Origin of the sequence: Acidisphaera rubrifaciens HS-AP3 (assembly GCF_000964365.1) — a bacterium.
In the GTDB taxonomy this organism is placed as follows: Bacteria; Pseudomonadota; Alphaproteobacteria; order Acetobacterales; family Acetobacteraceae; genus Acidisphaera; species Acidisphaera rubrifaciens.
In genome coordinates, this window is the sequence record NZ_BANB01000045.1 from 16,291 (window position 1) to 39,814 (window position 23,524).

Consider the following 23,524-nt stretch of genomic DNA (forward strand, 5'->3'; position numbering starts at 1 on the left):
CTTGGCGTGTGGGGCCCGTCGTCCGCTAGTGCGGTATCATCCACGGCACGACGTATTGCTGCAGCGCCACCAGAAGGCCGAGCAGGATCGTCAGAGCCACACTATGCACGAACGTGCGGGCGAAGACGGCGCCTTCGTGGCCCTTGAGGTTCGTGACCGCGACGCCGGTGGCAATGTTTTGCGGCGAAATCATCTTGCCTAGCACGCCGCCGGAGGAGTTGGTCGCGGCAATCAACACCGGATTGAGATTGAGCTGGTGGGCTGCGACCACCTGCAGGTTGCCGAACAGGGCATTGCCGGAGGTGTCGCTGCCCGACAGGAACACGGCGATCCAGCCCAGGAACGGCGACAGCAGGATGAAGATCGGACCGGCCGCGGCGACGCCCTTACCGAGCGTGTAGGACAGCCCGGAGTAGTTCATCAGAAACGCAACGCTGATGATCAGCGCCACCGTCACGATGGCAAGCCACGTCTGCCGCCATGTCTGACCGATGCAGCGGAGGAACGCGGCGGGCGAGCAGGCGCAGAGAACGGCGGTGATGATCGAGGCAATCAGGATGGCCGTGCCGGTCGACAGCGGCTGGAACGTATACAACGCCGCATAGGGCTTTCCGCCGTACAGCGTGATCGCGACCTGGTTGTGCAGGCCTGGGAACGGGAATGTCTGCGCCCCGACCGCGAAGACCTTGTAGTCAGTCCAGACGATCACGACGGCGGCAACGACGACCCAGGGTATCCAGCCCCGCCAGGGCGCGACGGGGGTCGTGCCGCGGGTCGCGGGCCGGGCGGTCAGGGGCGCGATCGCGTGCAGCGGGTCCGGTGCCGGCCGCCAGACCTGGAGGAACAGGATGGTGACGATCAGGGCACCGAGCGACGAAAGCACGTCGGTGAGCTGGTAGTCGATGTAGTTCGACGCGACGAACTGCGACAGGGCGAAGCTGCCGCCCGCGACGAGCAGCATCGGGAACAAGGCCCGCACCGACCGAAAGCCGCCGTAGATCGTCATGACGTAGAACGGCAGCAGGAAGGCGAGGAACGGCAGCTGCCGGCCGACCATCTGGCCCAGCGCCATCGCAGGCAGGCCGGTGACCTTTCCGAGCGTCGTGATCGGCACGCCCAGCGCGCCGAAGGCCACGGGCGCCGTATTGAAGATCAGCGTGAACACGAGCGCTTCCAGCGGCGGGAAGCCGACCATGATGAGCAGCGACGAGGTGATCGCGACCGGCGTGCCGAAGCCGGCAACGCCTTCCAGCAGCGCGCCGAAGCAGAACCCGATGACCACAAGGACGACGCGCCGGTCGTTCGGCAGGTGGTTCATCACCCAATCGCGAAACGCGTCGAAGTGACCGGTCGTTACGGCGACATTATACAGAAGCAACGCGGTGAAGACGATCCACATCACCGGCAGCAGCGCGAACAGGACGCCGTTGCCGATGGCGGCGGCCGCCAGGTGCGGCGGGAATTGCCAGAAACCGACCGCGACGATCAGCGCCACGATCAGGCCCGCCAGCGAGGCCTGCCACGCCGGGCGACGAAGGGCGCCCAGCAAAATGAGGACGGTCAGGATCGGGGTCAGCGCCACCAGAAAGGAGGCCGACAGGCTCCCCCCGATCGGGGTCAGCAGTTGCTGGAACATTTTGGTTCTTGCTCCCGGACGTCGCCGCGGCGTGCCGCTTGTCCGGACCAATGCCGGATTCGTCCGCCGTTGAACAGTCCCGCCGCCGGTCGGGCTGGATCAGCGCTCCGCGTGGAAAAGTCCGCGGCGCAACCGCCAATCCGGCCGCGTGAAACGAACCGACCGGAAGCCGAGCGAGCGCAGCATAGCCTCCATGCAGGCACGATTGGGGGACCACCAGTTGGTGGGATCCCCGTCGAGTTCGTCGTTCGGATAGAAGCGCATGAACGGGCGGCGGCTGAACGGCGCGATCAGGCGGCTTTCGACGACCAGCGTCTGGGTCGCCAGCGCCGCCACCTGCTCCAGCACCTGAAACGGGTGCCGCAGATGGTAAAAAACACCGCAGAACAGAACGATATCAAATCGGCCGACGCGCCCGACCGTCAGGTCCGGCAGGTCGATGTCCAGAGCCTCGATCGATGGGGCAAGCCGGTCGCGGGCAAGGTCGAAGCAGCGGCGGTCGCCCCAGCTACCGGGCGCCCAGGCGAAATGATCGGTGGCAAGCACCCGGGCAGCCCCGCGCCGCGCCGCCTCGATCGAGTATGCGCCGTCCCAGCAGCCGATATCGAGCACCGACCGCCCGGTCACGGGTCGGTCGAAGATCATGCGCGACATCCGGCGGATCTTCGATGCCTTGATCCAGCCCGGGCTGAGCACCCCGTCGCCGAAATCGATCTGGTGGAACCAGCGGAGCGACTGGATTTCGCGCTGCAGTTCGGCGGTGGTCATGGCGGGGCGGCGTCTCCGTCAGGCGCCGGCCGCCGGTCTTGAAGCCCGAGCGCGCCGGTCACACCTGCACTGTCGATGGGTTGGGAACGCGACGACCGGCTGATCGACATGGACCTCGAGGGGCATATCCGGACGCCGTCCGTGCCGCCCCTGATGGCGCGCGTGTTGCGGGGCGCCATCGTGATCGCCGTCCTCGGCGCGATGCTGGCGGCCGGATTGCTGGCCTTTGGGCTCGCTTTGGCGCTGATACCCGTTGTCATCATGGCCGGGCTTGTCGCATGGGGCGCGTTTCGCTTCCAGATGTGGCGACGGCGGGCCGCGTTTTCGGCCGTCATGCCCCGCTCGCCGCCCGGCGGCGCCCCTACGCCCCGCGATCCCTGGCGCTGAGTTAGCCGATTCGGCCGGCGTCAGGCCGCGACGAGCGCGGCTGACGTCAGCCCGGACGCTTCGGCCAGAAGCGTATAGGATCGGCGCCGGGCCTGTGGGTCATGGACTGTCGTGAGCACCGCCACCTCGTCCGCCCCAAGACCCGACGCGAGCGCGTCGAGCTGTCGGGCAACCTCTTCCCCGGTGCCGTAGATCGATACGGACCGGCCAGCCTCCATGTGGGCGCGCTCGGCATCCGAAAAGGCGCGCGCCGCTACCTCGTCCGGTGACATCAGAGGCTCGAACAGACCGCGGTTCCGTCCAAGCCGCCAGGCGAGGCGGGAGGTAAGGAGGCGTTCGGCCTCCTGTCGTGTGTCGGCGGCCAGCGCCCAGACGCAGACCGCGACATGCGGCGCGGCGAGCTGCGCGCTCGGCCTGAACTGCGTGCGATAGGCGTCGATCGCCTGTTCGGCGCCACGCCCCTCGGTAATGAAGTGCGCATAGCAGTAGGGCAGCCCGAAATACGCGGCGACCTGTGCGCCGTAGTCGGAGCTGCCGAGGATCCAGACCTCCGGCGTGGTCGGGCCCGCGGGTTGGGCACGGACGTCCCTGAAGGGGTGTCCGTCGACCAGCTTCTGGCCGGATACCCAGGCCAACAGATCGCGTATCTGCGCCGGAAACTGATCGGCGGCGGTGTCGGCGCGGGGATTCAGGGCAAAAGCGGTCCGTCCGTCCGACCCGGGCGCCCTGCCGAGGCCCAGATCGATCCGCCCGGGTGCCACGGCCTCGAGGACGCGAAACTGTTCCGCGACCTTGAGCGCGGCGTAGTGCGGCAGCATGACGCCGGCGGAGCCCACGCGGATGCGCGCAGTCGTAGCGGCAATCGCTCCGATCAGGATTTCCGGTGCCGTCCCGGCCTGGCTGTCACTGTTGTGATGTTCCGCGACCCAGTAGCGCGCGTAGCCGAGGGACTCGGCCAGACGCGCGAGGGCCAGACTTTCCCGTATCGACTCCGCGGGGGTGCGGCCGGTGACGACGGTTGATTGATCCAGGACGGACAAGCGCATGCTGAGCCTCCAACGCACGGAACATGGGGCGCGGGCGCCGCCGGTGCCACGGGTCACGGGCCGCCGTGGCCGGTGGCGAGACGCAGCACGGCATAGAGAAGACCGCCGACGAGGAAGCCCACGAGGGTGCCGTTGACCCGCACGAACTGCAGGTCCTTGCCGACCCTTAATTCCAGCCGGTCCGTGATCGTCCGCGTGTCCCAACCGGCGACGACGGACGCGATGAAGTCCGCAAGGTTCGCCTGTGCGGCGGGGAGGAAGCGGAAGACCACCCGTTCGGCGGCGTGCTGGACGGTCGCGCGGATGGCGGGATCGCTGTCGAGCATGGTGCCGAGTTGAGCCAGCGCGCCTTCGATTGTCTGGATGGTGCGTCCGTTTGGGCGGGTGGCGTCCGCCTCCACCACTTGCCTGAAACGCGTCCAGACATCCCAGACCCATGCCTGCACCGTCGGATGGGCCATCACCCGACGGAGGCCGCGGCCTATCTCGGCCGCGCGCTTCGGGTCCTGCTCGATCTTTTCGATCTCGCGGCGCGCCCATTCGTCGAAGGCGGCGCGCAGGTCCGAACTGTCCGGACCCATCCGGTCGAGTTCGCCGTTGATCGTCGTGAGGACACGCCGGGCGATCGAGGCGCCGAGCGCCCAGCCCACCAGCCGGCCGCCCTGCTCGCGTACCCGTTCCTCGATCGCGGCCCGCAAGGCGTCTTCGCGGGCAGCCAGGGCCTGCTTCAGCTCCGTCAACACGAAGCCGAGCACGTCCTGATGCCGTCCGCCTTCGACCAGCCCGCGCAGCGCCCGCGCCACGATCCGACCCGCGCCGGCGGTGCCGATCAGGCGCGGCACGATCAGCGCCGCCAGTCGCCGGGCGCGGCCGTCCTCGATCGTCGTGAGCAGCCTCGGCAGGAGGCCCGCGATCGCCTCGGCGGCCGGCCGAGCCGCCGACGGATCGGCGAGAACCGCCCGCACCAACCCGGGCACGTCGAGCCGCGCCAGGGTGCGCGAGACTTCCGGTTCGGTCACGACATAGGCGGAGACGAAGCGGCCGAGGGCGCGGCCGAGCCGTTCCTTCTGGCGGGGGAGGATCGCCGTGTGCGGGATCGGCAGCCCGAGCGGATGGCGGAACAGGGCGGTTACCGCGAACCAGTCGGCGAGGCCGCCGATCCCCCCCGCCTTCGAGGCCGCCAACAGGATATCGGCGGGCCACCCGGCCGGCAGCGCATAGCTCAGGATCATCGCCGCCCCCATCAGCAGCAAAAGTCCCGTCGCCATGGCGCGATGGCGGGCGAGCGCACGGCGCGCCGGCGCATCCGGATCAGTCACTGGGGCATGCATCGCGGTTTTCGCTACCACGCCCCGCCGGCCGCTGCCACGCCGGGGGGCAGCAGCATGCGGGCCGGCGCCGGGCTCGCTTTGTGCGTTGCGCAAAGACGCTGTTGAGGGCAGATTTGGTCGCATGCCAGATGGTCACTTGCCACATACCGACATCGTCCAAGACCTCCTTGCCATGACCGCCCGCGCGCGCGCGCGGGCGGCGGAGGATCCGTTCGGCAATCCCGTCCTTTCGGTCGCGCTGGCGATCACCCGCATGACGGATCAGGGGCAACTCGATACCGCCACCATCGGCGCAATCGTGCGCGCGCTGCGCGATGAGGCCTTCGCCGACCGCGCCGGTCGGATCGCGGCCTATGTCGGCGGCCTCGACCGGCCCGCGGCCGCGTTCGAAAAATTGGCGCAGCATCTGGTTCAGCCCGATCCCCACGACAGCCCGGTGCCGTGGCGGCACTTCCAGAGCGAGGTCGAACGCATCCGGTTCGCGGCGGTGTTTACGGCACATCCGACCTTCGCGCTTCCGGCCGACGTGAACGCGGCGCTGGCCCGCCTGGTCTGTGGCGAGCCGGCGCCCGACTTCGAGACGCACCGTCCCACAAAGCCGACGCTGCAGGAGGAATTCGATCAGGCGGTCGTGGCCATGCAGAACGGCCGCGACGCCATCGACCAGCTGAACGAGGCGCTGATCACCGCGGCGCGCGGCGTCTGGCGCGACCGCTGGGCGAGCCTGTGTCCCCGCGCGGTGGTACTGTCGAGCTGGGTCGGATACGACACCGACGGACGCTCCGATATCGGCTGGTGGGACACGCTGCGGCTGCGCTTGGCCATGAAGCACCTTCAGCTCCAGCGCATTGTCGCCCAGACGGCGGGGATCGACGCGGCGGCGGCGGCGCATGCCCTGGCGCAACGCGCTGCCGACACCGTGGCCGCCCAGATCGAGGCGGCGCCCGCGGCGCCGGAGCCGGATGAGGTGGAACGCTTCGCCGCGGCGCTGATCGGTCGTCGCGACGAGGCCCTCGTCTCGACCGCGCCGCTTCTGGAGGCGCTTGATGCGGCGATCGCCGAGGCGGCACCCGATACGCGGCTGCGGCTCGCTGTCATACGCGCTGGCGTGGCCGGCCATGGTCTTTCGCTGGCGCATACACATGTGCGCCTGAACTCGGCGCAGCTGCACAACGCGATCCGCCAACGTCTCGGCATCGAGGAGCCGCCGGGCGACCCCGCGCGGCGCCGGACCGTGCTCGCCGCCATCAACGCCGCGCTTGACGAGGTGCAGCCGGTCCCGGTGGATTTCGGCGCGCTGATCGCCGAGCAGGCGTCGGCGGTGAGGCTGATGATGACGGTCGCGCAGATCGTCAAGCACGTCGATGCCTCGACCCCCGTCCGTTTCCTGATCGCCGAGACGGAGACTGGATACACGCTGCTCAGCGCCCTCTGGCTCGCGCGCCGTTTCGGGATCGCGGATAGAATCGAGATCAGTCCGCTGTTCGAGACGGCGGATGCGCTGGAGCAGGGCGCGCGGCTTCTCGACGAGGCGCTGCGCAGCCCGCAGTACCGGGCATACCTGCAAAAGACCGGTAAACTCTCCCTGCAGTTCGGCTATTCGGATTCGGGGCGCTTCGTCGGTCAGCTCGCCGCCAGCTACCTGATAGAGCGCCTGCGCATGAAGATCGCCGAGACGCTCGCGAAGCACGACGTCAGGGGCGTCGAGATCATCCTTTTCGACACGCATGGCGAAAGCATCGGGCGCGGTGCCCATCCGGGCTCGCTGTCCGACCGCCTGAAATACCTGTCACCCACGGCGAGCCGGCAGGCGCTGCACAAGGCGGGCCTTCGCGTGCGCGAGGAGAGTGCGTTTCAGGGCGGCGACGGCTACCTGTTGTTCGGCACGCCGACCCTCGCGACCGCGACGGTCGCGCGCATCGCGGAACATGCCTTCGCCGAGCCGTCCGGCCCGATCGATGACCCGGTCTATGCCGAGCCGGATTTCGCGTCTGATTTCTTCGCCACCATCCGCGCCAACATGGAAGAACTGGTTGAGGACCCGGGCTATGTCGCCCTCCTCGGCGCGTTCGGTCCGGCGCTGCTGGATCCGTCCGGATCGCGCCCGGATGCCCGCCAGCAGGACGGCGTCGGCGGCCCGGCGGTGCTGCGCCATCCGCGAGAACTTCGCGCGATCCGTAACAACGCCATCCTTCAGCAACTGGGCTGGTGCGCCAACACGCTGCAGGGACTCGGCGCCGCCGTCGAGCGGCATCCCGAGACTTTCCTCGAGATGCACGCAAAGAGCCGGCGATTCAGCCGCGCGATCGATCTGGCGGAGCATGGTCTGCTGCATTCCGACGTCGACGTCCTGCGTGCCGTCATCGCGACCATCGATCCCGGCTCGTGGCTCGATCGCGCGGGACATACGCGCCTGCCGGGGCGTTCGGTCGCGCTGACGGCGGTGGCGCGCGCGCTCGAGCGGGCGAATCTCTGGGCACCGGCGCTCGCGATGTTCCGGCGCATCCAGGTCGATCACCTGGTGATGCGCGCCGGCTGGGCGGAAGCACCGCGCATGGCGGACCGCGAAGTGCTGCTGCATGCGCTCAGGCTTGGGCTCATTCACCGTATATGGCTGCTCGGCACACGCATTCCGGAGTTCTCGCCGCGGTATGGCATCACCCGGCAGGCGGTGGAGGCGCGTATCCTCCGTCTCGATATCCCCGCGGTGCTCGAACTGCTCACCAACATCTTCCCGGCGGCGCCGGACCCCGCGACGGAACGCGATTATGGCGAGCCGCGCGGACCGCGCGCATCGGACGCCTACGTGCGTGAGCACGCGGAGATCTTCGAACCGATGCGCGTCCTGTTCGATCTCGTCCGTGAAATTGCCACCGCCATTACCCACGAGGTCGGCGCGTTCGGCTGATCGCCCGGAGTGGACGGGGCATCGCGCTTCACGTAGAGCGGAGCGTGTCCTGTCCGGCCCTGGCCGGGGCTGACACCATCGATCGAGTGGATGCTATGAGCTACGCCGACTACCTCGGCCGTCAGGAGACGCGCGCGGATCACGTCTCGCCGCTCCTGTTGCATGGATTGGCTGCGACGATTGACCGACCGGAGCCGGAAGAACTTCCGCCGTTGTGGCACTGGACGCTGTTTCAAGAATGGGCGCCCGCGAGCGCCCTGGGTGATGACGGTCATCTCAAGCGCGGCGGCTTTCTGCCGCCCGTGCACGATCTTCCGCGCCGAATGTGGGCGGGCGGCCGCCTGCGATTCCTGGCGCCGCTGCGAGCGGGCGAGGCGGTGAAGCGCGTCAGCACGATCCGGCGTATCGACGAAAAGGCTGGCGCATCAGGCCGTCTGGTTTTTGTCACGGTCGGGCATGTGATCACCGGCGATGGCGGGGTTGCCATCGAGGAAGAGCATGACATCGTCTATCGCGGCAGCGACGGACCAGCCGTCAAGAGGGGCACGCCCGGGAGCCCGCTGCCGGCCGGCGCGCGTAGCAGGACGATCGTTCCGGATGCCGTCATGCTCTTCCGCTATTCCGCCCTGACCGGGAACGGCCACCGTATTCACTACGATCTGGACTACGTGACGCGCGTGGAGGGCTATCCGGGGCTGGTCGTTCACGGACCGCTGCAGGCGACCCTCCTCGCTGGCTTGCTCACGGACTTCGTGCCCGATGCACGTCTGTCTTCCTTCAGCTTTCGCGGTCGCCGGCCGGCTTTTCATGGCCGGCCTTTGACGCTTGCCTGCTGGCGGGATCGGGACGGCTACGCGCTCGAGACGCGGGATCAGGACGGCATGGTTTGCATGTCGGCCGAGGCACGTCTGGCCTGATGCTTACGCGGAGGATCGTCGCATGCCATTCCTGACGGAGGCGGAGCCTCGGCGCGGTGTCGCGACGGAGGTGGTGTCGGGTGTCCGGCGGATCGTCGCCCGCAATCCCGGAGCGCTTACGTATCACGGCACGAATACGTACCTGGTTGATCTACCCGACGGCGTCGCGGTCGTCGATCCGGGTCCGGATGACGCGGTCCATGTCGCCGAGACGGTCGCGGCGGCGGGGCGGCCGATCACTCTTATCTTGTTGACGCACACCCATGTCGATCACGTGGGCGCGCTTGCGGCCTTGCAGGCCGCGACCCGCGCGCCGGTCGCGGCATGGCGGCAGCCGTCGCTGACCGGCTTTCGTCCCGACATCGCATTGGACGACGGCGTCGCGGTCGGCGGCATCACCGCTCTTCATACCCCCGGCCACGCGGCCGATCATGTCTGCTTCGCGATGTCCGCCGCCGATGGCAGGGCGGTCCTCTTCAGCGCCGATCACGTCATGTCGTGGTCCACCAGCATCGTGAGCCCGCCGGACGGCCATATGGGTGCCTATGTCCGTAGCCTCGACCGGCTTCTGGCGCGCGCCGACGATCTCTACCTGCCCGGTCATGGTCCGCCGCTCGCGGCGTCGCTCGATCTCGTCCGTGAACTGCGGGCCCATCGCCTCGGGCGCGAGGCAGCCATCGCCGAGGCGCTGAGACGTCGGGCGGTGGCATCGATCCCGGAGCTGACGGCAGACGTCTACGTAGGTCTCGCGGCGCATCTCATGCCGATGGCGGAGCGCAACGTGCTCGCGCACCTGCTCAAGCTGGCGGAGGAAGGGCGCGTCGAGCGGGACGGCGTGGCGTGGCGCGCACTCTCGTAATCCGGCGCCTTACTCGTAGCCCCATACCTTCCGGCGGCAGACCGGGAAACGCGCCCGCGCCAGCCGCTCTTCCTCGTTCATCGCGAGCCATCCCTGCAGGTGCTCAAGGACACGGCGGGTGACCCAGGCGAGATCGAAGGCGAGGGCCTCGTCCAGACGATAGTACTGGAGATTTTCGAGTTCGCCCGAGCCAGCCAGCGTGCCGCTGACGACATCATGCTCGACGGCCAGAAAGCGTGCGTTGAAGCGGATCGGCTGGCCGGGCGGCGTGACGGCCCGGCACAGATAGTGGAGCTGATCGAGGCGCGACGGCTCGCCGAGAGTCAGCCCCGTTTCCTCGTCCAGTTCGCGCGCCGCTGCGACGGCCAGCGCTGTTGCCAGGGCAGGGTTGGCGGACCGTCGCAGCGCGGCTTCCGTGTCGGGACGCAGAGGGTGCGCCGGTCGGACGCGTAGGTCGGCGGGATCGACGCGGCCGCCGGGGAACACCAGGCGGTTCGGCATGAAGCGGTGGCCGGCGCCCCGCGTGCCCATCAGAACGGACGGACCCGCCGCATCGCGGCGCAGGACGATCAGGCTGGCCGCGTGCCGCGCCCGTGCGACGGGCGCCGAGACGGCGGGCGGCGGCGAAGCGGGGTGATCGGGCTGATCCATGGGCTGCTGATTGTGGCAGATGTGTCTCAGGACGGTCAGACCGGATCCCAGCTGAAGACCTCGCCCGACCGGTCGAGCGGCATGAACGAACTTTGCAGCGCCGGCAGCGCGCGGGTTGCGATCGTCTCCGGGGTCCAGCCCTCCGCGCTATGGACGCTGCGGATCGGCCGGGGAGAACTGAACAGGAACAATTCGTTCATCCGCGCCCCGAATACCTGCCCGGTGACGTCCTTCGCGGCGTCGGAGGCGAGGAACACCGCAAGCGGCGCATTCTTGTCGGGCGTCATCTGCTTCAACCGCTCGACCCGTGCCTTCTGCTCGGGCGTCTCGGCGGGAATGGAGCTTGTCATGCGGCTCCAGGCGAACGGGGCGATGCAGTTCGAACGAACGTTGTAACGCGTCATGTCAAGGGCGATGGACTTCGACAGTGCCGTGATCCCGAGCTTGGCGGCGGCGTAGTTTGCCTGTCCGAAGTTGCCGATCAGCCCCGACGTGCTGGTCATATGCACGAAGGCGCCGGACTCCTGCTTGCGGAACACGTCGGCGGCGGCGCGGCTGACGAAGAATGTCCCGTTCAGGTGCACGTTGATGACGCTCGTCCAGTCCTCGGGCGTCATCTTGTGGAAGATCGTATCGCGCAGGATGCCGGCATTGTTCACGACGATGTCGACCCGGCCGAAATGGTCGAGCGCGGCGGTCACGATCGATCGGGCGGAGGCCCAGTCGGCGACGCTGTCGGTGCTGATGGCCGCCTCGCCGCCGCGCTGCTCGATGATGAGCTTCGTCTGCTGTGCCGGCGTTCCGGACTGTCCCTCGCCGCCGAGCGAGGCGCCGATGTCGTTGATCAGGACACGCGCGCCTGCCAGTGCCATCGCGAGAGCGATTTCGCGCCCGATGCCGCCGCCGGCACCCGTGACGATTGCTACTTTGCCGTGCAGAAGAGACTCGGACATCGCGCGTCGGGACCTGATGCTGTTCTGGCCCCAGGCTAGAGCGGTTGCAGCCGGCGGCATACCCTTGACGCCGGGAGGCAGGTCCGCCATTTCAGAGCCATACCGGACAACGCCGGTCCGCTTTATTGGCGTCCGCTGTGGGTCGGGGAGTTGGTCGACGTCATGCTGCGCCTTTCCAAGATGACGGACTATGCTGTCGTCGTGCTGGTCCAGCTGGCGGAGGGCCATATGCAGACCTCGCCGGCGATTGCCGCCGAGACCGGCATCCCTGAGCCGACCGTCGCCAAGGTCCTGAAGGCGCTCGCGGGCCACGGCCTCGTCGCATCGGTCCGCGGTGCGCGGGGGGGGTATCGCCTTCTTCGTCCGCTGGATGCCGTTCCGGTCGCCGACGTCATCGCCGCCATCGACGGCCCTATCGCGCTCACGGCGTGTGTGGAGGGGTCGACGATGGAATGCGGTTCGAGCGGTCTGTGTCCGATGCGGGGCCGTTGGGGTCCCGTGAACGCGGCGATCACGGCAGCTTTGTCCGCGATCACCCTGGCGGACATGCGAGTGCCATCCCGCCCGAACGTCCACCCGCTGTCCCGTGGGGCGGCTCTCCGCTCCCTGCCTGTCACCGAATAGGGTTAGTGCGTATGCCCGTCGTTGCCGAAACACTCGATGCTGTACAGTCCGTCACGCAGTCCGGCTATAAGTGGGGCTTCGAGACTGCGATCGAGATGGACCTCGCGCCGAAAGGCCTGAACGAGGATATCATCCGGTTGATTTCCAGCCGCAAGCAGGAGCCGGAATGGCTGCTTGCCTGGCGCCTGAAGGCGTATGCGGCATGGTGCGCGATGACCGAGCCGGTATGGGCCAAGGTGCATCACGCGCCGATCGATTATCAGGATCTGCATTATTACGCGGCGCCGAAGCAGAAGGCCGGTCCGCGTTCGCTTGACGAAGTCGATCCGGAATTGCTCGCTACCTACGAGAAACTTGGGATCCCGCTGCGCGAGCGTGCCATCCTTGCGGGCGTCGAAGGTGCCGACACACGACCCGACGTCGCGGTGGATGCCGTGTTCGACAGCGTATCGGTCGCAACGACGTTCCGTGAAACGCTGCGAAAAGCCGGCGTCGTCTTTTGTCCGATCAGCGAGGCGGTGCACGAAGTGCCCGAACTCGTGCAGCGCTATCTCGGTAGCGTTGTCCCCGCCGGAGACAATTTCTTCGCTGCGCTGAACAGCGCCGTCTTCACTGACGGTAGTTTCGTCTACATACCCAAGGGCGTGCGCTGCCCGATGGAGCTGTCGACGTATTTCAGGATCAATGCGCGTAACACCGGCCAATTCGAGCGTACGCTGATCATCGCCGACGAGGGCAGCCATGTCAGCTATCTGGAGGGCTGCACGGCGCCGATGCGCGATGAGAACCAGTTGCATGCGGCGGTGGTCGAACTGGTTGCCCTGGATGACGCGCAGATCAAATACAGCACGGTTCAGAACTGGTATCCGGGCGATGCCAACGGTCGGGGCGGGATCTATAATTTTGTCACGAAGCGGGGAGCCTGTCGCGGCGCCCGCAGCAAGATCTCGTGGACGCAGGTGGAGACCGGATCGGCGATCACGTGGAAATATCCGTCCTGCATCCTTCAGGGCGACGACAGTGTGGGGGAGTTTTATTCCGTCGCGGTGACAAACAACCACCAGCAGGCGGATACCGGCACCAAGATGATCCATATCGGCCGCAATACCCGCAGCACGATCGTATCGAAGGGCATCAGCGCGGGGCAGTCGAACAATACCTATCGCGGTCTGGTTCGCATCATGCCGAAGGCGCACGGCGCGCGTAACCACACACAGTGCGACAGTCTGCTGATCGGCGACCGCTGTGGCGCGCATACGGTCCCCTATATCGAAAGTCGCAATCCGAGTGGGCGGGTCGAGCATGAGGCGACGACCTCCAAGATCGCGGAGGACCAGCTTTTCTATTGTCGCCAGCGGGGCCTGAGCGAGGAAGATGCTGTCGGTCTGATCGTCAACGGCTTCTGCAAGGACGTGCTGAAGGAGCTTCCGATGGAGTTTGCCGTGGAGGCGCAAAAGCTTCTGTCCGTCAGCCTCGAAGGATCGGTCGGATGACAGCCATGCTGACCATTCGTGACCTGCACGCGGAGATCGAGGACAAGCCCATCCTGCGCGGCGTCAGTCTGACGGTCCCCGCTGGCGAGGTGCATGCCATCATGGGGCCCAACGGCTCCGGGAAGTCGACGCTTTCCTATGTTCTGTCCGGTCGCGACGACTACGCGGTCACCGGCGGTGAAGTACTGTTCGACGGGCGTGATCTTCTGGCGATGGAGCCGGAGGAGCGGGCGGTTGCCGGGCTTTTCCTGGCCTTCCAGGCGCCGGTCGAGTTGCCGGGCGTGGGCAATGCCAATTTCTTGCGAACCGCGCTGAACGCACAGCGACGGGCGCGCGGTGAGGCCGAGATCGACGCAGTGCGGTTTCTGAAGCTTGCCCGCGAGGCCGCGCGGCGCCTTGCCATGCCGGAAGACATGCTTAAGCGCAACGTCAACGTTGGCTTCTCCGGCGGCGAGAAGAAGCGCAATGAAATGCTGCAGATGGTGCTTTTGCAGCCGCGCTTCGCCATCCTCGATGAGACTGACAGCGGGCTGGATATCGACGCGCTCAAGATCGTCGCCGACGGCGTGAACGGGCTTCGCGCACCGGGCTTTTCCGCCCTGGTCATCACGCATCATCAGCGTCTGCTCGAACTTATTGTTCCCGATCGGGTGCATGTTCTGGTGCGCGGCCAGATCGTCCGAAGTGGCGGCCCGGATCTCGCACGCGAACTGGAAGTGTCGGGCTATGGCGCGGTGATACGCGAGGCGGCAGCGTGAGCGCGACGCTCGAACAGGCCGGCTCGCGCGCACTGGCGCACTTTCAAGCCGTGCGCGACCGCTTGCCGGGCTGTCCAGATGCGCGTGTTGCCGCCGCCGAGGTATTCCGCTCCCGTGGACTGCCGAGCAGACGTGACGAGGCATGGCGCTATACGTCGTTGCGCGACCTCGGCGCCACGTCCTTCGCCGCGCCGGAGGCGGAAGTCTCGCCCGACGCGGCTGCCGAATGGATCAGCTTGACGCGAGGGCTGCCTCGCATCGTCTTCGTCAATGGAAGACTGCGTCCGGAACTGTCGTCGCTTCCGGCGGCGATCTCCCTCGGATCGTTCGAGGTGTCGGCGCCGAAGGATGCGACGGCGGCTGCGCTGCCGTTTGTGGCATTGAATACTATGTTCGCCGAGGACGGGATGGTGATCACGGTCGATCCCGATATCGAGTGTGGGCCGGTCGTTCTTCTTGCTCTCACGGTCGGCGGGAACGTCGACATGCCGGCGGTGTGTCTGCGTCATCGTATCGCGCTTCGATCCGGTGCGCGCCTGACGCTTGTAGAGGTCGCGGCGGGAAGCGGGCGCTATTTTGCGAATTGCGTGATGGAAGCGGAGGTGGCGGACGGCGCCAAGCTGTCGCATGTCCGCATACAGCGGGAGTCGATCGACGCCACTACGCTCAGCACGTTGTTCGTGGATGCGAGCGCAGGGGCGACTTACGACAGTTTCACGCTTGCACTTGGCGGGAAGCTTGCGCGCGCGGAGGTGCATGCCCGACTGGCTGGCCCCGGTGCGACGGTGCATTTGAATGCCGCACAGCTGCTGGCCGGTAGTCAGCATGCGGACGTAACGACGGTTGTCTCGCACGACGCGCCGGCCTGTGCGTCGCGACAGACGGTGAAGAACATCCTTGCCGACCGCGCTCACGGTGTCTTCCAGGGCAAGATCGAGGTCGCCCGCGCGGCTCAGAAAACGGACGGCTATCAGATGAATCAAGCGCTGCTGCTATCGCCGGAGGCGGAAATCGACAGTAAGCCCGAGCTTGAGATCTTTGCCGATGATGTGAAGTGCAGCCACGGCGCCACCGTGGGGGAGTTGGACGGCGACCAGATCTTCTATCTTCGTAGCCGTGGAGTGCCCGAACGGGATGCACGAACGTTGCTGATCCGTGCGTTCCTTGCCGAGTCGCTCGCAGATATCGAGGACGCCGAGGCCCGGCGTATGGCGGAGGACGCCCTTGAGGGCAGTTGGGAGAAGCTGGGACGATGAATTCCATCACCAGGCCGGACTCGCTGGACGTGGCCGGGATAAGATCAGCGTTTCCGATACTCGCCCAATCGGTGCGGGGAAAGCCGCTCGTTTTTCTCGATAGCGCCGCTTCCGCGCAGAAGCCGCGTGTCGTCATCGACGCGTTGTGCCGCGCAATGGAGACACAGTACGCGAACGTCCATCGCGGGCTGCACTGGATGAGCGAGCGGACGACCGAGGCGTACGAGGAAACGCGCGACGCCGTTGCCGGCCTGCTGAATGCGGCCGACCGGCATGAGATCATCTTCACGCGCAACAGCACGGAAGCCATCAATCTGGTTGCCCACAGCTATGGGCGCGGCCTGCTGAAGGCCGGCGACGCAGTCGTGATCAGCGAGATGGAGCATCATTCGAACATCGTCCCGTGGCAGATGCTGCGTGACGATCATGGCGTGGAGCTGCGGGTCATCCCGGTTTCCGACGTTGGCGAGCTTGACCTTGATGCTTTCGACGCGTGCCTGGCGGATGGGCGCGTCCGCCTGGTGGCGGTAACCCATATGAGCAACGTCCTCGGCACCTATACGCCGGCGGGCGAGATCGTCACGCGGGCGCATGCGGCGGGTGCGCTCGTGCTTCTCGACGGTTCGCAGGCGATCGTCCACCGTCGCGTTGATGTCCAGACGATCGGCTGCGATTTCTATGTCTTCACCGGTCATAAGCTGTACGGCCCCACCGGGATTGGCGTCCTTTGGGGGCGGCGCGGATTGCTCGAGCGCATGCCGCCGTTTCTGGGTGGTGGCGACATGATCTCTTCGGTGACGATGGAGCGATCCACATGGGCGGAAGTGCCGCATAAATTCGAGGCCGGAACACCAGCGATTCTGGAGGCGATCGGACTTAAAGCCGCGATCGGATTTGTCGAGGACGTCGGGTACGAGGCAATCGGGCGTCACGAGCAGGCCTTGACCCAGCACGCTCTCGCTCGCCTTGACGAGATTGAGGGACTACACATCATTGGAGCAGCACCTGATCGCGGTGGCGTGATTTCGTTCGTCATGGACGGTGCCCACGCGCACGACGTCGCGACGTTGTTGGATCGGCAGGGCATCGCGGTGCGGGCCGGTCATCATTGCGCGGAACCGCTGATGCAGCGGTTCGGGATCGACAGCACGGCACGGGCAAGTTTTGGTGTCTATACCTCTCTCGAAGAGGTCGACGTGTTGGCGGACACGCTCGCGCGGGTTCGAGAGTTCTTCAAATGATGTTCGAAGATCTCCGTGATCTGTATCAGGAAGTGATTCTTGATCGTGGGCGGCATCCACGCAATGGGTCCAGGTTGGCCGCCTTTGACGTGCGGGCGAAGGGCGATAACCCGATGTGCGGCGATCGTGTCGAGGTGTTCGTCGCCTGGGACGATGCCGGCAAGGTGGCCAAGGTCGGTTTTGAGGCGCGCGGTTGCGCGATCAGCGTTGCGTCGGCGGACCTGATGGCTGACAGCGTGGCCGGCTTGAGTGCGGCCGAGGTGCGGGACTTGGCGGGATATTTTGCGACCCTCGCCCGAAAAGGCAGCGCAGACGATATACCCGCCCGGTTCGCGGCGGCCATTGAGGGGCTGAGGGCGCTCGCGGGCGTCCACGAATATCCGTCTCGGGTGAAGTGCGCGACCTTGCCATGGCATGCGCTTGTCGCGGCGCTTGATGGAGCAGGGGAGGCGAGCAGTGAGCGCGACTGAAGGAGCATTGCCGGGAACCTGGACACCGGACGGATCGGAGCCGCCGCGTGTCAGCGACGATGACATCATTGCGGCGATCGCGACCGTCTACGACCCGGAAATCCCGGTCAACATCTATGAGCTGGGGCTCATATACGCGATCGATATTTATGACGACGGGAAGGTGAAGGTCGAGATGACCCTTACTGCGCCGGCTTGTCCGAGTGCGCAGGAACTGCCCGAGCAGGTGCGCGATGCCGTTCTGTTGGTGCCGGGCGTGGCCGACGTCGAGGTCGAAACGGTCTGGGATCCTCCGTGGGATCCCAGCAGGATGACGGATGAGGCCCGGTTGCAGCTGAACATGTTCTAGAGAGACCATCGGTAACGGAGAGCATACAATGAGCGCGACGACACAGCCCCGGCGGACACGCTCGCTTCCACCGCTGATGACGTTGAGCGACACGGCGGCGGAGCGCCTGCGGCGGATTTACGACAGCGCCATGGATGGGCGTCTGTTGAGGATTGCCGTTTCCACGAAAGGCTGCTCCGGCTTGTCTTATGACATGAGCTGGGTCGATGCGGCAGCGCCGACCGACGAGATCGTCGAGGATCGCGGGGTAAAGCTTTTGGTCGATCGTAAAGCCAGTCTGTTTCTGATCGGCACGGTGATGGACTATCGCGACGGCAAGCTCGAATCAGGCTTCACTTTCAGCAACCCGAACGAGAAGGGCCGCTGCGGCTGCGGCGAGAGCTTTCACGTCTAACGGGCGGATCGACCCCTCGCGAAGACGATCACCGATTCCAGATCGGCCGACCACACGAATTGATCGATCGGCGTGGCGCGGAGCACGGTGAAGCCGGCAACATGCAACGTCTGGGCGTCGGTTGCCAATGCCGCAGGATTGCAGCTCACGTAGATGATCAGCCCGACGGATGATGCGGCGAGTGCGGCGATCTGTGCCGGGGCGCCGAGCCATGGAGGATCGACGACCGCCGCCGCATAGCCCTCCAGCTCACGTCCGGCGACGGGCTGGCGCGAAAGATCGCGATGATGTCCCTTGATGCGCCCGGGCAAGGCGTGATGGGCCGCATCCCTCAAGGCGGCGATGGCCGGTCCATTACCTTCATAGGCATCGACGATGCCATACGCTGCGAGCGGGAAGGTGAATGTTCCGCATCCGGCAAAGAGATCGAGGAAGCGTGCCCGTTTCGGCAGTGGTGACGGCAACGCATCCAGGACTGCCTGCACCAGATGACGTTCCCCGTCTCGGCTTGCCTGAAGGAAGCTCCCCGGCGGCGGCGTAACTTTGACGCCGCCGAACCGGACAAAGGGCGCAGCGAGCGAGATGAGCAGCGTCGGTTCCGCGTTTCCGACAGCGTAGTGAATTCTGCACGCGCCGACGCCTGTCCCGAAGGAAAGCAGTCGCTCGCTATCCTTGCGGGTCAACGCGGCTTGAAGCCGGAACAGGATATCAGGTCCGTTGTCCAGCAAATTGATGTGGACCGAGCCGGGATAACGGCCGCCCGAAAGTGACGGCAGCAGGCGGCGGAGCGGGTCGAGCAGCGCTCGGAGAGCGTCGTGCAGAATCACGCAGTCGCGAATGTTGACCACGTCACGGCCTCGGGCGACGTGGAAGCCAAGAGCCACATCCGCGCCGGACGGCGCATAAGCGAGGTCGACACGCCGGCGCGTATTCGTGGGGGTCGCGATAACGGGCGCGATGGGAGCGTCAGAATAGCCCGCCCGGCTCAACGCCTCATGCAGTCGTTCAGCCTTCCAGCGCAGGTAGGACGGCTCTGCCCAATGCTGCAGCCTGCACCCGCCGCACGCATGCGCGTGCGGGCAGGGTGGGTCCACGCGATCCGGACTCTGGCTTTCAACCCGGACCAGCGTAGCCCGTGTCAGTTTGCCGCCGCTGCCGATAGGGACGGCGGTAACATACTCACCCGGCAGGGTGCCCGGCACGCAGACGAGTGTGCCATCGGGCAGACGTCCCAGTCCGTCCCCCTGATGTCCGACCCGGTCGATCCTGACCGCGATCGGAGCGACGTCAGGCGCCGCCGAAAGCCGAGAGGCCGGTCTGCGCACGGCCGAGAATCAGCGCATGAACGTCGTGGGTGCCTTCGTATGTGTTGACGGCTTCCAGATTCATGACATGCCGGATGACGTGGTATTCGTCCGCGATGCCGTTCCCGCCGTGCATGTCACGGGCGGTGCGGGCGATATCCAGCGCCTTGCCACACGAATTGCGTTTGCAAAGGCTGATCATCTCCGGTGCCGCGTCGTGCGCGTCCATCAGTCGGCCGAGCCGCAGCACGGCATGCAGCGCGAGGGTGATTTCCGTCTGCATGTCCGCGAGCTTCTTCTGAATAAGTTGGGTCGCCGCCAGCGGCCGGCCGAACATCATGCGCTGCATCGTGTAATCGCGTGCCGCATTCCAGCAGAACTCCGCCGCCCCGATGGCGCCCCAGGAGATCCCGTAGCGGGCGTTGTTGAGGCACGAGAATGGCCCGCGGAGCCCGCGGACATGCGGCAGCATGTTCGCATCCGGCACGAATACGTCGCTCATCATGATCATGCCGGTTGCACTGGCGCGGAGCGCGAACTTACCCTCGATGTGCGGGGAGGACAGGCCCTTCATGCCGCGATCGAGGATGAAGCCACGAATGTCGCCGGCATCGTCCTTGGCCCATACCACGAAGACATCCGCGATCGGCGAATTGGTTATCCAGGTCTTGGAACCGTTCAGCAGATAACCGCCGTCCACCTTGCGGGCCCGCGTACGCATCGACGACGGATCAGAGCCGGCATCAGGCTCAGTCAGCCCGAAACAGCCGACGGCTTCACCGCTGCGCAGACGAGGCAGATACGTGCTCTTCTGCTCCTCGGATCCGAACGCGTAGATCGGATACATCACGAGGCTCGACTGCACCGAGAAGGCGCTGCGGTAACCGCTATCGACGCGCTCGACCTCGCGCGCGATGAGGCCGTAGCTGACGTAGTTGACGCCCGCGCAGCCATAGCCTTGCAGGGTCGCGCCGAGAAAGCCGAGCTCGCCCATCTCGGTCATGATCGAGCGATCGAACGTCGCGTGCCGGTTCGCTTCGAGGATGCGGGGGAACAACCGTTCCTGGCAGTAGGCATGGGCCGCATCGCGTATCGCGCGCTCGTCTTCCGTGAGCTCATTCTCAAGGCGTAGCGGGTCGCGCCAATCGAATGCGGTGAAGCCGCTGAGGCGCGAAGCCGCGGCCGGACGGTCGATCTGGTTCATGCCAAGCTTTCTCCCCCGGAGTCTCCAGCGGCAGTGGCAGCCGGAGCTGTCTCGGGGCCCCGGTTTGGACGGCGCGCCGAGATCAGCATGAAGGCTGGGATATCGCTGCCGAAGCCGCGTGTAACTTTCTCCGCAAACTCCTCCGCCGCCGTTCCCTGCCCACCGCGCGGCGGTGGGGCAGGTGGTCGAGCCCGGGCCGTCGCCGGCCTGCTCGCGCGTGTCGGCGCCGGCGCGGCGGCGCGGTCTGCCACTTTTGGCCCCGTGTCCGCGGCCGGGCGGCTCCGCGGTTCTTTGGCGGGCTTGGCATCCGTAGTTGCGGCGGCTCGGCCTGTATCGGCGCGCGGCGCGGTGGCTCGCCCCTTTGCCGACCGGGTTCCGCGGCGACGGCGGCCGTCGTCTTCGGCCCACTCCACGTGATCCAGACCCGGTATGACCACGCGCGGAATGGCTTTGGTGGTCAGTTGCTCGATCGCGGCTACGGCAAGCCGATCTTCCGGAGAGGCGATCGTGTAGGCGTGTCCCTCCAGGCCGGCGCGGCCAGTGCGCCCGATCCTGTGGACATAGTCCTCGGCGTGATGCGGCACGTCGAAGTTGAAGACGTGTGACAGGCCGCCGATGTCGAGACCACGGGCGGCCACGTCACTGCAGACGAGAAGCTGCAGATCGTTGGACTTGAAGCGCTCAAGCGTGGCAAAGCGCACCGATTGCGCCATGTCGCCGTGAAGGGCACCGACGTTGAACTGATGCCGGCTGAGCGATTTGTGGAGGATATCCACGTCACGCTTGCGGTTGCAGAAAATCAGCGCGTTCTGCACGTTCTGTGACCGCAGCAGGCGCCGGAGAGCTTCACGCTTGTCATGCTCGGCAACCAGCACCAACCCTTCGGTGATCGTGCTGGCGACGGAGGCAGGTCGGCTGACGGCGATCTCGCGCGGGTTCTGCAGGAAAGCATCGGCGAGCCTGCGGATCTCCGGTGCCATGGTCGCGCTGAAGAAAAGCGTCTGCCGGTTGGCCGGCAGCAGACTGACGATCCGCTCGACATCCGGGATAAATCCCATGTCGAGCATGCGGTCGGCCTCGTCGATGACCAGTATCCGCGTATCGGTCAGAAGGATTCCGCCGCGTTCAAACAGATCGAGCAGGCGGCCGGGCGTGGCGATCAGCACATCCACGCCACGCATCAAGACGTCTTTTTGATCAGAGAGGCTTTCACCGCCGATCAGCAGGGCATGCGTCAGCTTCAGGTATTTCCCGTAGAGAAGGAAGTTCTCGGCCACCTGCAGGGCAAGTTCGCGGGTCGGCTCCAGGATGAGCGAGCGCGGCATGCGGGCGCGGGCGCGGGACCCGGACAGGATATCCAGCAGCGGAAGGGTGAAGCTCGCCGTCTTACCGGTACCGGTCTGGGCCGTGCCAAGGACGTCGCGCCCCATCAGCACCACCGGAATAGCCTGGGCCTGGATGGGCGTGGGTATGCGGTATCCCATGTCGTCGACCGCCCGGAGCACCGCCTCCGACAGGCCCAAGCTGGCAAACCCGTTATCCTCGGCTTCCGCCTCCACGCTCTCGGCAGAGGCCTCCGGGGCCGATTCGTCGTCGTCCGTGGCTGGGACGGAGAGCGGGGCAGTGGCCGTCGGTGTCATCTGATTGTCGACAGGGGGCGTCGCGTCCGGGACGCACGAACCCGCGGCCTCCGGGGCCGGGCACGTGGGATCGTTCGCGTCAGCGTCAGCCGGAAGGGTATCGACCAAAATCGTGTCTTCTCAAGGGTTGGCAGTCGGTGAGGGGCGCCTGTTCGCGGCAGTCTGCACCGGCTTAACGGTGCAATTATCCGTGCGGTCCGTGCTCGCGCCGGAATCCCCATGGGGATATCAAGTCTGGCGGCACGAAAGTCAAGGTTTCGCAATTACTTGCGGTCTCACCGCCTGGCCGGCCGGAGCTTCAGCCCGCCGCCCGCCCGGACCACGGTCTGTGAAGGCCTTCACAGCGCGTCAATCGAGCTTCCGCCATAGTGGCTTTGTCGGCTGGCGTTGCCCCAACACCCGCTAGCCGTCTGGGCATTGCCCATGTCACCCGGACCTGCACTCGGCCTGGCCTTCGTGCCAGGCCTTTTTTTGTGCGATGCCGACCCTTGTCAGGGTTGACAGTCTGCCGTCCGCACGGACTACTGCTGCAGTGCGGTATATGATGGAAATCATTGCCTGATTACCTGGAAGCGCTCTCGCCGGAGACCGTGGTGTTGCCGTCGCCACCGGGTATCACCGTCGATTTGACAGTGGTCGTGGCTGCCTACAACGAGGCCGGCAACATTGGTCCGCTGATCGCCGAAATCGCTGGTGTGCTTCGCCCAAGGTTTGCTTTCGAAATCATCTGCGTCGACGACGGCAGTACGGACGCGACCCTGGCGGAGGCTGCGGCGCTCGGCGAGGCGGTACCGGAACTCCGGATTGTCCGACACAGCGACCGAGCCGGACAAAGCGCCGCCATTTGCACCGGCATCGCCCTCGCGCGCGGCGGCCTCGTCGCGACCATCGACGGTGACGGGCAGAACGACCCGGCCGACATCCCGGCCTTGGTCGATTGTGCGAGGCAGGCAGGAGCGGCGCTCGTCACCGGCGTACGCACAGTTCGACACGACCGATTGTCGAAGCGAGTGGCGTCGCGCCTTGCGAATGCCGTGCGAGCGGGCGTCCTGCGCGATGGTTGCCCGGATACCGGATGCGGCCTGAAGGTGTTTCCTCGTCGGGCCTTCGAGCGGCTGCCCCAGTTTGACGGCATGCACCGCTATCTGCCGGCCCTCTTCAGGGCTCGGGGTGCGGCGGTCATACTCCGACCCGTCTCCCATCGTCCGCGGGTGCGCGGCGTTTCCAAATACGGCAACCTGGAACGTGCCGCGCTGGGTGCGGTCGATCTCCTGGGCGTTCTGTGGCTGACACGGCGGAGCCGAAGCCCTGAGCGGGTCTTCGAGCAACGATAAA

At 66.2% G+C, this 23,524-nt stretch carries 22 protein-coding genes; 13 read left to right on the top strand and 9 right to left on the bottom strand.

What is annotated here, in order from left to right:
* Positions 1 to 25: 25 nt before the first annotated feature.
* Positions 26 to 1,636, bottom strand: a complete 1,611-nt coding sequence (locus B8460_RS01495) for an L-lactate permease (RefSeq protein ID WP_048859799.1) — start codon at positions 1,634 to 1,636, stop codon at positions 26 to 28.
* A gap of 99 nt (positions 1,637 to 1,735) precedes the next feature.
* Positions 1,736 to 2,404 (bottom strand): DUF1698 domain-containing protein, encoded by a 669-nt coding sequence (locus B8460_RS01500; RefSeq protein ID WP_048859800.1) that lies wholly within the window; start codon positions 2,402 to 2,404, stop codon positions 1,736 to 1,738.
* Positions 2,405 to 2,512: 108 nt separating this feature from the next.
* Here B8460_RS01500 and B8460_RS01505 point away from each other — a divergent pair, with 108 nt between their 5' ends.
* Positions 2,513 to 2,791, top strand: coding sequence for a hypothetical protein (locus B8460_RS01505; RefSeq protein ID WP_148360227.1), 279 nt, complete (start codon positions 2,513 to 2,515; stop codon positions 2,789 to 2,791).
* Positions 2,792 to 2,811: 20 nt separating this feature from the next.
* Here B8460_RS01505 and B8460_RS01510 read toward each other — a convergent pair whose 3' ends face one another.
* Together B8460_RS01510 and B8460_RS01515 are read right to left on the bottom strand one after the other, a co-directional pair.
* On the bottom strand, positions 2,812 to 3,837 hold the full coding sequence (locus B8460_RS01510) for an LLM class flavin-dependent oxidoreductase (RefSeq protein WP_048859802.1): 1,026 nt from the start codon (positions 3,835 to 3,837) through the stop codon (positions 2,812 to 2,814).
* 53 nt (positions 3,838 to 3,890) lie between these two features.
* Positions 3,891 to 5,156, bottom strand: a complete 1,266-nt coding sequence (locus B8460_RS01515; RefSeq protein WP_241771062.1) for a DUF445 domain-containing protein — start codon at positions 5,154 to 5,156, stop codon at positions 3,891 to 3,893.
* Positions 5,157 to 5,340: 184 nt separating this feature from the next.
* On the opposite strand from B8460_RS01515, the gene B8460_RS01520 reads away from it, so the two are divergent.
* The 3 genes from B8460_RS01520 to B8460_RS01530 all read left to right on the top strand — a co-directional run bounded on the left by B8460_RS01520 (position 5,341) and on the right by B8460_RS01530 (position 9,852).
* Positions 5,341 to 8,076 (top strand): phosphoenolpyruvate carboxylase, encoded by a 2,736-nt coding sequence (locus tag B8460_RS01520; RefSeq protein ID WP_048859804.1) that lies wholly within the window; start codon positions 5,341 to 5,343, stop codon positions 8,074 to 8,076.
* Between the two features lie 95 nt (positions 8,077 to 8,171).
* Positions 8,172 to 8,993 (top strand): FAS1-like dehydratase domain-containing protein, encoded by an 822-nt coding sequence (locus B8460_RS01525; protein WP_048859805.1) that lies wholly within the window; start codon positions 8,172 to 8,174, stop codon positions 8,991 to 8,993.
* Between the two features lie 22 nt (positions 8,994 to 9,015).
* Positions 9,016 to 9,852 (top strand): MBL fold metallo-hydrolase, encoded by an 837-nt coding sequence (locus tag B8460_RS01530; protein ID WP_048859806.1) that lies wholly within the window; start codon positions 9,016 to 9,018, stop codon positions 9,850 to 9,852.
* A 9-nt stretch (positions 9,853 to 9,861) separates the two neighbouring features.
* Here the strand turns inward: B8460_RS01530 and B8460_RS01535 are convergent, their stop codons facing one another.
* Both B8460_RS01535 and B8460_RS01540 read right to left on the bottom strand, forming a co-directional pair.
* Positions 9,862 to 10,503, bottom strand: coding sequence for an NUDIX hydrolase (locus B8460_RS01535; RefSeq protein ID WP_052945103.1), 642 nt, complete (start codon positions 10,501 to 10,503; stop codon positions 9,862 to 9,864).
* 35 nt (positions 10,504 to 10,538) lie between these two features.
* Complete coding sequence (locus tag B8460_RS01540; protein ID WP_307188608.1) at positions 10,539 to 11,684, bottom strand: SDR family NAD(P)-dependent oxidoreductase; 1,146 nt, start codon at positions 11,682 to 11,684, stop codon at positions 10,539 to 10,541.
* Between B8460_RS01540 and B8460_RS01545 the strand changes: the two genes are divergently transcribed.
* From B8460_RS01545 to B8460_RS01580, 8 genes are read left to right on the top strand one after another with little or no spacing between them, the layout of a single operon-like run.
* Positions 11,619 to 12,080: an SUF system Fe-S cluster assembly regulator gene (locus B8460_RS01545; protein ID WP_048859808.1), complete on the top strand. Its 462-nt coding sequence runs from the start codon at positions 11,619 to 11,621 to the stop codon at positions 12,078 to 12,080. The two genes, B8460_RS01540 and B8460_RS01545, sit on opposite strands and share 66 nt — an antisense overlap.
* 11 nt (positions 12,081 to 12,091) lie before the next feature.
* Positions 12,092 to 13,573, top strand: coding sequence for a Fe-S cluster assembly protein SufB (sufB, locus tag B8460_RS01550; protein WP_048859809.1), 1,482 nt, complete (start codon positions 12,092 to 12,094; stop codon positions 13,571 to 13,573).
* Positions 13,570 to 14,331 (top strand): Fe-S cluster assembly ATPase SufC, encoded by a 762-nt coding sequence (gene sufC / locus B8460_RS01555; RefSeq protein WP_373855601.1) that lies wholly within the window; start codon positions 13,570 to 13,572, stop codon positions 14,329 to 14,331. The genes sufB and sufC overlap by 4 nt, the downstream gene beginning before the upstream one ends.
* On the top strand, positions 14,328 to 15,587 hold the full coding sequence (gene sufD, locus B8460_RS01560; RefSeq protein WP_084623106.1) for a Fe-S cluster assembly protein SufD: 1,260 nt from the start codon (positions 14,328 to 14,330) through the stop codon (positions 15,585 to 15,587). Before sufC ends, sufD begins: the two co-directional genes overlap by 4 nt.
* A complete protein-coding gene (locus tag B8460_RS01565) occupies positions 15,584 to 16,828 on the top strand; it encodes an aminotransferase class V-fold PLP-dependent enzyme (protein ID WP_048859811.1) in 1,245 nt (414 codons plus the stop codon). The genes sufD and B8460_RS01565 overlap by 4 nt, the downstream gene beginning before the upstream one ends.
* Complete coding sequence (sufU, locus tag B8460_RS01570; protein ID WP_048859827.1) at positions 16,828 to 17,298, top strand: Fe-S cluster assembly sulfur transfer protein SufU; 471 nt, start codon at positions 16,828 to 16,830, stop codon at positions 17,296 to 17,298. The genes B8460_RS01565 and sufU overlap by 1 nt, the downstream gene beginning before the upstream one ends.
* The gene (locus tag B8460_RS01575) at positions 17,264 to 17,647 is read left to right on the top strand and encodes an SUF system Fe-S cluster assembly protein (RefSeq protein ID WP_048859812.1); all 384 of its coding nucleotides are present in this window, start codon (positions 17,264 to 17,266) and stop codon (positions 17,645 to 17,647) included. The genes sufU and B8460_RS01575 overlap by 35 nt, the downstream gene beginning before the upstream one ends.
* Before the next feature lie 28 nt (positions 17,648 to 17,675).
* Positions 17,676 to 18,041, top strand: a complete 366-nt coding sequence (locus B8460_RS01580) for a HesB/IscA family protein (protein ID WP_048859813.1) — start codon at positions 17,676 to 17,678, stop codon at positions 18,039 to 18,041.
* Here B8460_RS01580 and B8460_RS01585 read toward each other — a convergent pair.
* From B8460_RS01585 to B8460_RS01595, 3 genes are read right to left on the bottom strand one after another with little or no spacing between them, the layout of a single operon-like run.
* A complete protein-coding gene (locus B8460_RS01585; RefSeq protein WP_241771064.1) occupies positions 18,038 to 19,366 on the bottom strand; it encodes a class I SAM-dependent RNA methyltransferase in 1,329 nt (442 codons plus the stop codon). The two genes, B8460_RS01580 and B8460_RS01585, sit on opposite strands and share 4 nt — an antisense overlap.
* Positions 19,329 to 20,549, bottom strand: a complete 1,221-nt coding sequence (locus tag B8460_RS01590) for an acyl-CoA dehydrogenase (RefSeq protein WP_048859814.1) — start codon at positions 20,547 to 20,549, stop codon at positions 19,329 to 19,331. The genes B8460_RS01585 and B8460_RS01590 overlap by 38 nt, the downstream gene beginning before the upstream one ends.
* A complete protein-coding gene (locus tag B8460_RS01595) occupies positions 20,546 to 22,189 on the bottom strand; it encodes a DEAD/DEAH box helicase (protein ID WP_048859815.1) in 1,644 nt (547 codons plus the stop codon). The genes B8460_RS01590 and B8460_RS01595 overlap by 4 nt, the downstream gene beginning before the upstream one ends.
* A 554-nt stretch (positions 22,190 to 22,743) precedes the next feature.
* Between B8460_RS01595 and B8460_RS01600 the strand changes: the two genes are divergently transcribed.
* A complete protein-coding gene (locus B8460_RS01600; protein ID WP_241771065.1) occupies positions 22,744 to 23,523 on the top strand; it encodes a glycosyltransferase family 2 protein in 780 nt (259 codons plus the stop codon).
* Position 23,524: the final 1 nt, after the last annotated feature.